Origin of the sequence: Methylocystis sp. MJC1, from assembly GCF_026427715.1 — a bacterium.
Classification (GTDB): Bacteria; Pseudomonadota; Alphaproteobacteria; order Rhizobiales; family Beijerinckiaceae; genus Methylocystis.
The window spans coordinates 3,020,675-3,033,350 of record NZ_CP107558.1; the positions used below are offsets into that span (position 1 = coordinate 3,020,675).

Annotated in this window: 11 protein-coding genes; 5 read left to right on the plus strand and 6 right to left on the minus strand. The window is 64.3% G+C overall.

Going from position 1 to position 12,676, the window contains the following annotated elements:
- Positions 1-65: 65 nt before the first annotated feature.
- The 3 genes from OGR47_RS14605 to OGR47_RS14615 form a co-directional block, all read right to left on the minus strand.
- Positions 66-1,130: a sensor histidine kinase gene (locus OGR47_RS14605; protein ID WP_246729718.1), complete on the minus strand. Its 1,065-nt coding sequence runs from the start codon at positions 1,128-1,130 to the stop codon at positions 66-68.
- A 214-nt stretch (positions 1,131-1,344) separates the two neighbouring features.
- Complete coding sequence (gene parE / locus OGR47_RS14610; protein WP_165053047.1) at positions 1,345-3,360, minus strand: DNA topoisomerase IV subunit B; 2,016 nt, start codon at positions 3,358-3,360, stop codon at positions 1,345-1,347.
- A 72-nt stretch (positions 3,361-3,432) separates the two neighbouring features.
- Positions 3,433-5,253 carry a putative bifunctional diguanylate cyclase/phosphodiesterase gene (locus tag OGR47_RS14615; RefSeq protein ID WP_165053050.1) on the minus strand — a complete coding sequence of 607 codons (1,821 nt, stop codon included), beginning with the start codon at positions 5,251-5,253 and terminating at the stop codon, positions 3,433-3,435.
- A 262-nt stretch (positions 5,254-5,515) separates the two neighbouring features.
- Here OGR47_RS14615 and OGR47_RS14620 point away from each other — a divergent pair, with 262 nt between their 5' ends.
- The 4 genes from OGR47_RS14620 (at position 5,516) to OGR47_RS14635 (ending at position 9,345) form a co-directional block, all read left to right on the plus strand.
- Positions 5,516-6,748 carry a glycosyltransferase family 4 protein gene (locus OGR47_RS14620; protein ID WP_165053053.1) on the plus strand — a complete coding sequence of 411 codons (1,233 nt, stop codon included), beginning with the start codon at positions 5,516-5,518 and terminating at the stop codon, positions 6,746-6,748.
- A gap of 182 nt (positions 6,749-6,930) precedes the next feature.
- A complete protein-coding gene (locus OGR47_RS14625) occupies positions 6,931-7,899 on the plus strand; it encodes an ABC transporter substrate-binding protein (RefSeq protein ID WP_165053056.1) in 969 nt (322 codons plus the stop codon).
- Positions 7,896-8,651, plus strand: coding sequence for an ABC transporter permease (locus OGR47_RS14630; RefSeq protein ID WP_165053059.1), 756 nt, complete (start codon positions 7,896-7,898; stop codon positions 8,649-8,651). Before OGR47_RS14625 ends, OGR47_RS14630 begins: the two co-directional genes overlap by 4 nt.
- Positions 8,602-9,345, plus strand: coding sequence for an ABC transporter ATP-binding protein (locus OGR47_RS14635; protein ID WP_165053299.1), 744 nt, complete (start codon positions 8,602-8,604; stop codon positions 9,343-9,345). The genes OGR47_RS14630 and OGR47_RS14635 overlap by 50 nt, the downstream gene beginning before the upstream one ends.
- Positions 9,346-9,402: 57 nt before the next feature.
- Here OGR47_RS14635 and OGR47_RS14640 read toward each other — a convergent pair whose 3' ends face one another.
- Complete coding sequence (locus tag OGR47_RS14640; RefSeq protein ID WP_165053062.1) at positions 9,403-9,933, minus strand: GNAT family N-acetyltransferase; 531 nt, start codon at positions 9,931-9,933, stop codon at positions 9,403-9,405.
- A gap of 480 nt (positions 9,934-10,413) precedes the next feature.
- Positions 10,414-10,701: a transposase gene (locus OGR47_RS21925; RefSeq protein ID WP_368856437.1), complete on the minus strand. Its 288-nt coding sequence runs from the start codon at positions 10,699-10,701 to the stop codon at positions 10,414-10,416.
- Positions 10,702-10,810: 109 nt separating this feature from the next.
- On the opposite strand from OGR47_RS21925, the gene OGR47_RS14645 reads away from it, so the two are divergent.
- Positions 10,811-11,545 (plus strand): phosphorylase, encoded by a 735-nt coding sequence (locus OGR47_RS14645; RefSeq protein WP_165053065.1) that lies wholly within the window; start codon positions 10,811-10,813, stop codon positions 11,543-11,545.
- On the opposite strand, the gene hpnH is transcribed toward OGR47_RS14645, so the two are convergent.
- Positions 11,486-12,637 (minus strand): adenosyl-hopene transferase HpnH, encoded by a 1,152-nt coding sequence (gene hpnH / locus OGR47_RS14650; protein ID WP_165053068.1) that lies wholly within the window; start codon positions 12,635-12,637, stop codon positions 11,486-11,488. The two genes, OGR47_RS14645 and hpnH, sit on opposite strands and share 60 nt — an antisense overlap.
- Positions 12,638-12,676: the final 39 nt, after the last annotated feature.

The following is a 12,676-nucleotide window of genomic DNA, read 5'->3' on the forward strand; positions in this document are numbered from 1 at the left end:
TAGCTTCGCTCGCAATGACGGCCGGGTCTTAATGGTCGCTTCGCCGCAAGAGGAAAACGCTGGCGCTATTCCCGCCGCATCGCGAAGCTCGCGGGGATCGACAGCGTCCAGATCAGCCCGTCCGGCGGGAAGCTCAATGTGCATTCGCCATCGAGCGCCTGCGCGACAAGTTTCTTGACTACCTTATGCCCGAAGCCTTCCTTCGGCGGCGCGACGAGCGGCGGTCCGCCGCTCTCGCGCCATTCGATGTTGAGCCGGTCGCCGTCGAAGTCCCATGTCAGCGAGACGCTTCCCTCCGGCACAGAGAGCGCGCCATAGCTCAGCGCATTGGTGGCAAGTTCATGCAACGCCAGGCCGATGTTCTGCGCAGCCTCCGGCTTGAGATTGATCTTTGGCCCCTCGATCCGCGCATGCTCAGGAAGGTCGTCCTTGGGAACGTCCATGCAATAGGCGAGCTGCGCGTCCACCAATTCGCGCATGGAAGCGCCGCGCCAATCCTGCGAGACGAGAAGGTCATGCGCCATGGAGAGCGCCTGAAGGCGCGCGCTGAACTTGCGCTGGAACTCTTCCACGGATGGAGCGCCCGCCGCCGTCTGCCGCGACATGGCCTGCACGACCGCCAATAAGTTCTTCGAGCGATGCACCAATTCACGCAGCAGCACGCGCACATGCTGCTCGCGCGTCTTACGCTCGGTGATGTCGCGCGCCGTGCCGAGGATGCGCACCGGCCGCCCATTCTCGAAGAAGGTGCGACCGCGGATCGACACCCAGCGCTCGATCTTGTCCTTCACGCCAACGACGCGATATTCGATCTCATAATCGCCTTCGAAGGTGGGATCGAGCGCGAGGCCGACCGCCTCCTTGCTGCGGCGCCTATCCTGCGGATGCAGCGCGTTGCGGAAGACGTCGAAGCTCGGTTCGGTGTCGTCGTGGAGGCCCCAGAGCTGGCGCACGCGGGCGTCGAGATGCACCGCGCCGGTCACGAGATTCCAGTCCCAGACGCCCGTGCGGCCGGCGTCGAGCGCGAGCTGCATGCGCTCGAGCGCATAGGCCTGATCCTTGATCGCGCCGCAGTCCGAAGCCGCGCCGCGCGCCTCGCCGGCGTCCGGGAATGTGTCCGTATCGCTCACGCATCACCTTTCGGAGATGCGGCATTATAGAGGCAGACGGGCGCGGGCGCGAGAGCTTGGGAGGCGGGCGACTGTCATCGCGAGGAGGCGCCGCCCGCTATGAAGTCACATCCGTCATTGCGAGGAGCGCAGCGACGAAGCAATCCCGGGGCGACACCGCGGCCCTGGATTGCTTCGCTTCGCTCGCAATGACGCGCGGCTTTTGAGGTAGGCGTCAAATATCCAACAATTCCGTAGCAAAAGCCGCCTTCTCCTGGATGAAGGCAAAGCGGGCCTCGGGCTTGTTGCCCATCAGCCGTTCGACGCAATCGGCCACCTCCTCGCGCTCCTCGCCGACCAGGATCACCTTGAGCAGCGTGCGCTTGGTCGGGTCCATGGTCGTCTCCTTGAGCTGGGCGGCGCTCATCTCGCCCAAGCCTTTGAAGCGGTTGGTCTCAACCTTGCCCTTGCCGGTGAGCACGGTGCGGATCAGCTCGTCGCGATGGGCGTCGTCGCGCGCATAGACCGTTTTCGCCCCTTGCGTGAGCTTATAGAGCGGCGGCTGCGCCAAATAGAGATGGCCGTTCTCGATGAGCCGCGGCATCTGCCGGTAGAAAAAGGTGATGAGCAGCGAGGCGATATGGGCGCCGTCGACGTCGGCGTCGGTCATCACAATGACCTTCTCGTAGCGAAGCTCCTCCTCGCGATAATGCGCGCCGAGACCACAGCCCAGCGCCTGCGTCAAATCGGCGAGCTGCTGATTGGCGAGAAGCTTGTCCTTCGTCGCCGAAGCGACGTTGAGGATTTTGCCGCGCAGAGGGAGAATGGCCTGCATGACGCGATTGCGGCCCTCTTTCGCCGAGCCGCCGGCCGAGTCGCCTTCGACGATGAAGAGCTCGGAGCCTTCCGCCGAATTATTGGTGCAGTCGACGAGCTTGCCCGGCAGGCGCAATTTGCGCGTTGCGGTCTTGCGGGCGACGTCCTTCTCGGCCTTGCGGCGTAGCCGTTCCTCGGCGCGCGTCACCGCGAAGTCGAGGAGCTTATTGGCCTGCGTCGGCGCGGCGGCGAGCCAATGGTCGAAGGCGTCGCGCAGCGTTCCCTCGACGATGCGCGCGCCATCGGCGCTCATCAGCCGGTTCTTGGTCTGGCCCTGAAACTGCGGGTCGCGGATGAAGATCGAGATCATCGCCGCGGCCTGGCCCATCAGATCGTCGGCGGTCACGTCCTTGAAGCGCTTCGCCTGATTGGTGCGGTCCGCGTGATCTTTCAGCGCCTTCAACAGCGCATTTCGCAGCCCCGCCTCATGCGTGCCGCCGTCCGGCGTCCACACCGTGTTGCAGTAGGAATGGATGAAGCCGTCGTCCTCGGCGAACCAGGCGACCGCCCATTCGAGCGAGCCATGCCCCCCTTCGCGCGTCACCTTGCCGGAGAAGGGCTGGTCGGTGACGAGCTCCTTGTCATGCGTCTCGCGGGCGAGATAGTCCTTCAACCCGCCGGGGAAGCACAGCACCGTCTCGGGGGGAACATCCGAGCCCGGCTCGATCAGCGAGGGATCGCAGCGCCAGCGGATTTCCACGCCGCCGTAGAGATAGGCCTTGGAGCGCGCCATGCGGAAGAGCCGCGCCGGCTTCCAATGGGCGCTGGCGTCGAAAATCTGGGCGTCCGGCTTGAAGCGCACGCGCGTGCCGCGGCGATTGTTGATCTTGCCGACATTGACGAGCTTGCCCAGCGGCAGACCGCGCGAGAACTCCATGCGGTAGAGCTGCTGCTCGCGCGCGACCTCGACTTCGACCTTCTCGGACAGCGCGTTCACCACCGACACGCCGACGCCGTGCAGACCGCCGGAGGTCTGATAGGCGCCGGAATCGAATTTGCCGCCCGCATGGAGGACGGTCATGACGACCTCCAGCGCGGATTTGTCCTTCATCTTAGGATGCGGGCCGATCGGAATGCCACGGCCATTGTCGTTGACCGTCAGCCAGCCATCGGGCTCCAGCGTCACCTCGATAAAGGTGGCGTAGCCGGCGACGGCCTCGTCCATGGCGTTGTCGAGCACCTCGGCGAAGAGGTGGTGCAGCGCGGTCTCGTCCGTGCCGCCGATATACATGCCGGGGCGCCGGCGGACGGGCTCCAGCCCCTCGAGCACCTCGATGGAGCCGGCGTCATATTCCGCGGGGGTCGGTTTCGCGGCGGGTTTGGGCGCGGGCGCCTTGCGCGGCGCGCCGCCGAAAAGATCAGGTTTCGTGGCCATGCCGCCATCTTAGCGCGATTCGGAAGGCGATGCGCGAGGCTCCAGCCAAAGGCCGTCGGTCAACAGCCGCGCTTACGCCGATTTGGCGGGGCGTGAGCCGCCAACAGCCAGTTCCTCCAGATTCGGGAAGGCGCCGAGCGGCTTGGGGCGGCTGACGAGATAACCTTGGATCTCGTCGCAGCCCAGGCTCTTGAGCGTGCGCAACTGCGCCTCAGTCTCGATTCCCTCGGCCGTCGTCCTGACACCGAGCTCCCGCGCCAGCCCGGTAATGGCGCGGATGATCGACGCTGTTTCTGGATTTTTGTCGGCCTCCTGAACGAAGGACCTGTCGATCTTGATCCGGTCGACGGGAAAAACCCGTAAATGCGACAAGGCGGAAAATCCTGTGCCGAAGTCGTCGAGGGCGATCGATATGCCAAGGCGCCGCAAGTCGTTCAGGCAGGCGAGCGTAGCGCTGTTCTCCAGAAAAAGCGCCGACTCGGTGATTTCGAGCTCGAGCCGGCGCGGGGAGAATTGACTTTCGCCAACGATCTTGGCGACCTCCAACGCAAAGCCGGGCTTGAGCAATTGCGTCGGCGAGAGATTGACGGCGATGCGAAGCGGGTAAGGAAGCGATGCGCCGCGTGTGCAGGCCTCCTTCAAAACCCAGGCGCCGATGTCGCCGATCAGCCCCATCCGTTCGGCAATATCGAGAAACAGCGGCGGGCTCAGCAATCCGTGGCCTGGCCGACGCCAGCGCAGCAGCGCCTCGAAGCCGGCGAGCTCGGCCCCGGCAAGATCGACGATCGGCTGGAAATAAAGTTCGAATTCCTGACGGGCGAGCGCCAGCTTGAGATCTTGCTCCAACTGCCAGCGAGAAGCGAAACGGGCTTCGATCTCGGCGTCGAAAAAGCAGAATCGCCTGCGGCCGGCCAGCTTTGCCTCATAGAGCGCGAGGTCGGCCTTTTTCATCAGATCAGGAAGAGCCAGGCCGTCCTGCGGCGCGCGCGCGACGCCGATGCTGGCGCCGATGGAGGTGAAGACCCCGAAGCCGAAATCGACCGGCTCGCTAGCCGCCGCGATCAGCCGGCGGGCGAGCGCCTCTACATCCTGCTGCTTTGAGGCGGCTTGCTGGAGCACCACGAATTCATCGCCGCCAATTCTGGCGAGATACTCTCCGGAGCGCAGCACGCCCGAAATCCGCTTGGCGATGATTTGCAGCGCCGTGTCGCCGGCTTGATGACCGAGCGTGTCGTTGATGTTTTTAAAGCCGTCGAGATCGATCCAATGGATCGCGAGGCAGGAGTCGTTCTTGACGGCCGCCGACACCGCCTCGCGCCCGCGCTTTTCGAACGCCGCGCGATTGGCGACCCCCGTCAGGCCGTCGAAATAAGCCAGGCGATGGATGCTCGCCTTGCGCTCCTCCTGCTCCAGAGCGATGGCGCAGAGATTGATGCAGGCCTCCACAATCGTGCGTTCGATCGCGCTCGGGCCACGGCAGGTGCGGTAATAGAAAGCAAAAGCGCCGATGACCCGGCCATCAGAAGCGCGGATGGGCGACGACCAGCAGGCGCGCAGCCCGATCGGCAGGGCCAGGTCCTTGAAGTCGGCCCAGAGCGGATCAGTGGCGATGTCCGTCACCTCGACGGATTTCCCGAAATAGGCGGCCGTGCCGCAGGACCCGACCGACGGACCGATGAGCAGGCCGTTGATCGCGGCGGAGTAATCCGCCGGAAGGCTGGGCGCAGCCTGCACATGGAGCCTTCCCAGAGAGTCCACGGAAAGAATGGAACAGATGACGCCCGGCGCCAGCTGCTCGGCCTGAAGGCAGAGCCGGCTCATGATCGTCTTCACGGGCAAGTCGCGCGCGACACCTTCCAGCGCCGCGTGCTGAATCGCTTTCAGCCCGAGCATGGAAGGCTTCTTGCACCCGCTGCAATCCATGTCCGCCACATCCATGAAGCGCGTCCCGTGCCAGTCTGAAATCAGATGAATTGTCCCTCGTTCGCGATGCGTCTTGCGACAAAACACTTGATAGTTGCGCTGTTATCGAGATTGCGCGGAAAAGATTAATAAAGCTTAGCCGTAAATCTATGAATACATTGGGGGCGTCGCCCATTTACGCCCCCGCAAGCTCGCCTCGGTAGGGTTCCAGCTCCTTTTCCCTGGAGACGCCATGTCCCCGTTCACCATCGTCATCTGCGTCGATCACGCCTTTGTCAGCGGCGGCCAATCCAAGGTCGCGATCGAAAGCGCGTTAGGTCTCAAGGCCGCCGGCGCCCGGGTGATTTTCTTTTCCGCCTGCGGCCCGGTCGATCCGCGCCTAGAGGCGGCGGGCGTCGAAACCGTCTGCCTCAGCCAGCATGACATTCTCGGCAACCCCTCCCGCCTCGACGCGGCCCGGCAGGGGATCTGGAATTTCAAAGCCTCGAAGGCGCTCGCCGAGACATTGAGCGCGCTTTCGGGGGACCGGGCGATCGTTCATGTGCATGGCTGGGCGAAGGCGCTGTCGCCGTCGATCGCCAAGCCCATACAAGCGAGCGGCTTGCCGGCCGTCTATACGATGCACGAGTTCTTTCTGAACTGCCCCAATGGCGGCTTCTATAATTTCCAGAAAAACGAAGTCTGCCCCCTGCACCCCATGTCCTTGGCCTGCTTGAGGACAAATTGCGACTCGCGCAACTATCCGTTCAAACTCTGGCGCAGCGCCCGCCAGTTCGTCGCCGAGCATGTTGCGCATCTTGCGCAAACCTTCTCGGACATTCTGCTGCTCTCCGACCTGCAGGAGAAAGTGCTCGCCTCCTGTCTGCCGCCTGGCGCGGCCATCCATCGCGTGACCAATCCGGTGGAAGCCGAGCCGCTCGGCCATAAGGCGGACCAGACAGAAGGCGACTTCCTTTTCGTCGGCCGGCTTTCAGCCGAAAAAGGAGCGTTTCTCTTCGCCGAAGCGGCCCGGCGCGCGGGCGTGACGCCGATTTTCATCGGAGACGGGCCAATCACCGACGAGCTTGCCGCGCGCTATCCGCAGGCCCGACTCCTGGGCTGGCGCCCTCCGGCGGAAGCGCGCGCGGCGATGCGTGCGGCACGCGTCCTGGTTTTCCCGTCGCTCTGGTACGAGACCTTCGGTCTCACCGCGCTGGAAGCCAAGGCCATGGGCACGCCGACGATCGTCGCCGATGGCTGCGCGGCGCGAGAGGCGGTGGAGCATGGCGTGACGGGATTGTGGTTCAAGAGCGGCGATGTGCAGTCTCTTGCGTCCGCCATTCGGGAATTGGGAAACGATGCGGTGGTCGCGCAAATGTCGGACAACGCCTATGACGCTTATTGGTCGTCGCCGGCGACGCTGGAGCGCCATGTCGCGGAAACCCTTGCGGTCTATGACCGGATGCTTGCGCGCGAGACCGAATAGCGCATCGACGCAGGCCCCTTCCTGCGGTAAGACCGTTTTCCGCTCGAACAGCTCGCATAGGGCTTTTGTCATTCCCCGCGGGCGAATAGTCCGAGCGGGAATCCTTAAGCCAAAATAGCGCGGGCTGCTCTGGATTCCCGATCGCTCGCTTCGCGAACGTCGGGAATGACACAGGGAACCACATGAAGCGCCGCCTCGCCTTTCTCGCCGCCGCCATTCTTCTCGCGGCGCCCGCACACGCGGAAAAACTGCGCCTCGCCTTGCAGAAGACCGGCACGAGCGGCTGGGAGATGGCGGTCGTGAAGGCTTTCGGCCTCGACAAGGCGGCAGGACTAGAGCTCGAGGTGACGGAGCTGGCCTCGCCGGAGGCCGGCAAGATCGCCATCCAAGGCGGAAGCGCGGATATCATCGTCTCGGACTGGCTCTGGGTCGCGCGCGAGCGCGCCCAAGGCGCGAAGCTCACGCTTTACCCTTACTCCTCCGGGGTCGGCGCGGTAATGACGCGGGACGCGTCGATCAAAAGTGTGAAAGACCTTATCGGCAAAAAAATCGGCGTCGCCGGCGGGCCTTTGGATAAAAGCTGGCTGATGCTCGAAGCCTTCGCGCTGAAACAAGGCGTCGATCTCGCGAAAAGCGCCACCATCCTTTATGGCGCGCCGCCGCTCATCGCCGAAAAGGCGCTGCAGGGCGAAATCGACGCGGCGCTGGAGTTTTGGAATTTCGCCGCCGATCTCGAAGGCAAGGGTTTGGCGCGCGCGATCGACATCGTCGATGTGGAGAAGGCGCTCGGCGCCAAAGGCAATGTCGTCATCACCGGCTATGTGTTCGACGAGGCGTTCGCGTCGAAGAACAAAGGCGCGCTGACCCGATTTTTCGCGATGGCGGGCAAAGCCAAAGCGCTCATCGCCACGGACGACAAAGCCTGGGCGGCGGCGGCAAGCCGCATCGGCCAGAAGGACGCCGCGACGCTCGACATCTACCGCAAGCGCTATGTCGCGGGAATCCCCAAGCGACCGATCGCGGAGGAGGAGAAGGACGCCGCCGCGCTCTACAAAGTGCTGGCCGAAACCGGGGGCGAGAAGCTCGTCGGCCCCGGCAAGACCCTCGCGCCGGGAACCTTCTACAAAGGCCTCGAGGCCGCCGCGCGTTGATCCGCCTCATATCGCTCGCGACGCTTCTCGGCCTCTGGCAGATCGGCGCATGGCTCTCGGAGCCGCGCCGCTTGCCCGGGCCGGCGCTCGTATTCGAGACGATCATGGAGGAAGCGCGTTCGGGCGCGCTGTTTTCCAATCTCGCCATCACGCTCGCGCGCGTGATCTCGGCCTTCGTTCTCGCCATGAGCCTCGGCGCGGCGATCGGTTATCTGATGGGCCGCAACAGGATCGCCGACCGTCTGCTCGACCCGTGGCTCGTCGCGCTGCTCAATCTGCCGGCGCTGGTCGTAATCGTATTGGCCTATGTCTGGGCGGGGTTGACGGAGGCCGCCGCCATCGGCGCCGTGGCGCTGAACAAGCTGCCGAACGCCGTCGTCGTGATCCGCGAAGGCGCCCGCGCGCTCGATCCGCAGCTCGAGGAAATGGCGCAGGCCTTCAAGTTTTCGCCGCCCACGCGATTGCGGCATGTCGTCCTGCCGCAGCTTGCGCCCTATTTCGCCGCCGCGACGCGCTCGGGCCTCTCGCTCGTTTGGAAAATCGTGCTCGTCGTCGAACTGCTGGGGCGCTCCAACGGCGTGGGTTTCGAGATCAATATGGCGTTTCAGCAATTCGACATGAAGCTGCTGTTCGCCTACGCTCTTCCCTTCGTCGGCCTCATGCTCGCCGTCGAAACCTTTCTGGTGCAGCCTCTTGAACGACATGTCGCCCGCTGGCGGCGCGGCGGCGCTCGACGTCGCGATCGCGCATAAGGATCATAGGAGCGCCGACGGGCGGCCGCTGCGCGCGCTCGACGATCTGCGCCTGACGCTGCCGATCGGACAGGCGGGCGCCCTCGTCGGGCCGTCCGGCTGCGGCAAGACGACCCTGCTGCGGCTGATCGCCGGGCTCGACCATGATTATGCCGGCCATATTCACCTGCCCGCCCATGGCCGGCTCGGCATGGTGTTTCAGGAACCTCGCCTGCTGCCCTGGCGCAGCGTCGCCGACAATATCCGCATCGCCGCGCCGGAGGCGACGGAGGACGCGATCGCCGCGCTGCTCGACGAACTTTCGCTCGCCGAACATGCGACGCATTATCCGGGCGAATTGTCGCTTGGCCTGGCGCGGCGCGTGGCGCTCGCGCGAGCGCTCGCCCTGGAACCCGACCTTCTCATCCTCGACGAGCCGCTCGTGTCGCTCGACGCCGCGCTCGCGCGGGCGCTTCGCGACAAGATCGCGGCGCTGATCGACGAGAAGCGCATCACGACGCTGATCGTCACCCATGACCTCGCGGAGGCGATCGCGCTCGCGGACCGGATTTTCCTGCTCTCGCCACGCCCGGCCCGCGTCGTCGCGACGCTCGATATTGCGACGCCGCGCGGGCGGCTTAGCAAGGAAGCGGCCGAGACGCTGGAGGCGCAGGCGCGCGAGGCCTTGGCCGCGACGCGACGCAAGACTTCATAGCCTGCGAAAGTGGAGGTGATACGCCCCCTCCCTGCCCCTCCCCCGGGACGGCTATCGTTACGCCGTCCACTCTTTACGCAGGATGGCGTACTGCATCGTGTTCTCGAATATTGCTGCGCCTTCGTCATCGGTCACGAAGGATACGAACTCTTTAAACAACCCCTCCCTCCGCATCCCCAATCTTTCGCACAAGCGCTGCGAGGCGAGGTTATCTTCTTCCACATAGGCGTAGAGACGCCGGGCTCGCTTCACCGTGAACAAGTAATCGAAGAGCGCCCGCGCGGCTTCGGAGGCGTAACCGGCGCCGCCGAAATCCGCGTTGAAATTCCACCCCACTGAATATGTGTCGGGAGGCTCGTGGACACAGAACAGGTCGCCGATCAGCCTGTCGACGCTCCGCAAGCACACAGCGATATGCTCATCACTGCGACTGCGGGCCTCCATTTCCACTTGCGCAGCGTCGAGATCTGCGAGTCTGAGAGAGGCGAAACAATTCGACCTTGGTTGGCGCAAATAGGTAAACAGATCGGCGGCGTCGCCCTGCCTGAAATTTCTCAAAATCAGTCGGTCGGTTTCGATAACGTCCATTCGAACTTCCTGTCAGGTTTCATTCTTCCTTCCCCCATAAACGGCGTCGACCGCGGCAATAGCGTCGGCGCCCGCTTTTGGCCGTTCACCCAGGCATCGACCATGTCGGCCCACTCCTGGAGCATATTCACGATTAGCACTGTGGATGAAGGCCGCGATCAACCCCCTCTCACGCGAAGCGGGGGAGGGTCGGGGAGGGGGCCTCTCAGCCCTGAACGACCGGCGACATTGCGGATTGGTTTAGACCGGGGACATCCCTGAATTAGTGTCACGGTTCCATCGCGGAGCGCAGCCGAGCACGCGGCGGAGCGAAGCGGTGGAACGACGCGCGGTCGAGTACGCCGAGATCTCGGCCGCAGAAACGAACTTATATAGCCGCCATTTTCGGCGACGCCGACCAGCTCTCCCGTCAGCGCCTCGCCGACGAACACGGTCTCGCCGCGCCACTTGATCGCGCCCGCCGATCGGACCCGGCGCACCTCATGGTCCGCGCCATGCCAAGGCTCCCCGATCCTCGCGGCGGCAGGGCGCGATGCGGTAGCGCGGGCGGCTTTTGCCCGAGCGCCTCGTGCGGGCGCTCCTCGTTATAGACGCGACGGAACAGGTCGAAGCGCGCCTGCTGCTCGATCCAGTTGCCCGCCGGAGGCTCTCGCGGCGCCGCCGCCAAACGTAAAACGTCTCGCGACTGACGCCGTAGCGGCGACACAGATCCGAAACCGCATATGCGCCCGTATCAAAATCCCGGAACAACGAAATCCGTTCTTCCACGACCCCATCAGCTATCTCGCCGGTTCATACCGCCTGCTTCCCTGTTTACCGTTGACTTCGCCTTCCGAAACATCGGAGGTAGAAGCCGGTTGGTAAGCAGGGAGACGCCATGACGCTCGTTCAGAGCCGACGCAGGGAGGCGGTCCGGACAGAAGCGCCCGGCCCCGTGCTCGTCGTCACCGGCATGAAGCGTGAGGCGGCCTGCGCGATGGGGGACGGCGTCGTCGTCCTTTGCAGCGGCGCCAGCGTCACGCGCCTGCGCGTCGAGCTCGACGGGCTAAATGGACAGCGCTTCTCGGCGATTGTGAGCTTCGGTCTCGCCGGCGGGCTCGATTACGCGCTGCGCCCGGGCGATATCGTCGTCGCGGACACTGTCGTTTCCGGCGCGGCGCGCCATGAGACGCATGGCCACCTCTCCAGCGCATTGTCGGAAGCCGTCGCCGCCGCGGGCTGCAAAGCCGTTCCGGGCGCGATCGTGGGCGTCGATGTACCGGCCATGGATAGGATGAGCAAGGCGTCGCTGCGCGAATCAACGCGCGCCCATGCCGTCGACATGGAATCCCACCTCGCCGCCGAATACGCCCGCGACTGGAGAATCCCCTTTGTCGCGCTGCGCGCCATCAGCGATCCGGCTTCCCGCGCCCTGCCGCCGCTCGCCGCCAAGGCGCTGACGCCCGAGGGCGACGTCGACGGAAAAATTGTGGCGCGCGAACTGCTCCGCGCGCCACGTCAAATCGGCGAATTGATCCTCGCGGGCCTCGATTCCCGCGCGGCCTTCGGCTCCTTAGGCCGCTGTGGACCGCTTCTCGGACCGCTCGCGCGCCTCATGCTCGCGGATCTCTGAGAGCCGGGCGATATTCTCGTCATAGACATATTCGGCCGGGCGCTGGTTCTCGAGCGAGATATCCGCCGCCATCGGTCCCTCGGTGCGCACGCCGAAGAGCGCAACGGCCGCCGCCTTCCACGGGCGCTTCACCGTGTCGGCCACAGCGCTGGGCTCGAAGCCGCAGTGGACCATGCAGTCGGCGCATTTCTCGTAATTGCCGACGCCATAGGCGTCCCAATTGGTCTCTTCCATCAACTGCTTGAAGGTCGGCACATAGCCTTCGCCGAGCAGATAGCAGGGGCGCTGCCAGCCGAAGACCGTGCGCAGCGGATTGCCCCAGGGCGTGCAGGCGTAGCTCTCGTTGCCGGCGAGGAAGTTCATGAACAGGCCGGACTGCTGAAACGCCCAGGCGCGCCCGCCGCGGCCGCGGCGCAGGATGTCGCGGAACAGCTCTTTGGTCTTCTGGCGGTTCAGGAAGTGGGTCTGGTCGGGCGCGCGCTCATAGGCGTAGCCGGGCGAAACCGTCATGCCGTCGATGCCCAGCGCCGTGGCGTCGTCGAGGAACTTGGCGACCTTCGCCGGATCGGCGTCGGCGAAGAAGGTGCTGTTCGTGGTGACGCGGAAGCCCTTTGACTTGGCGAGCTTGATTGCCTCGACGGCGCGCTCATAGACGCCTTCCTGGCTCACGGCGCGGTCGTGCATCTCCTTGTCGCCGTCGAGATGGATCGACCAGGTGAAATAAGGCGAGGGCTTGTACTGGTCGATTTTCTTGCCCAGCAGCAGCGCATTGGTGCAGACGATCGCGAATTTGCCGCGTTTTGTGATGCCCTCGACGATCTGCGGCAGATCCTTGTGCAGCAGCGGCTCGCCGCCGGCGATGACGATAACCGGCGCGCCGCATTCGTCGACCGAGGCGAGGCAATCTTCGACCGACAGCCGTTTGTTCAGAATATGATCGGGATAATCGATCTTGCCGCAGCCGGAACAGGCCAGGTTGCAACGAAAGAGCGGCTCCAGCATCAAAACGAGCGGATAACGTTTCCTGCCCAGAAGATGCTGCTTGACGATATAGGCGCCGATTTTCGCGACGTAACGGAAAGGTATGGACACTGCTTGTTCCTGCTGTGGTGCGCGAACCGTCAAGGGGCC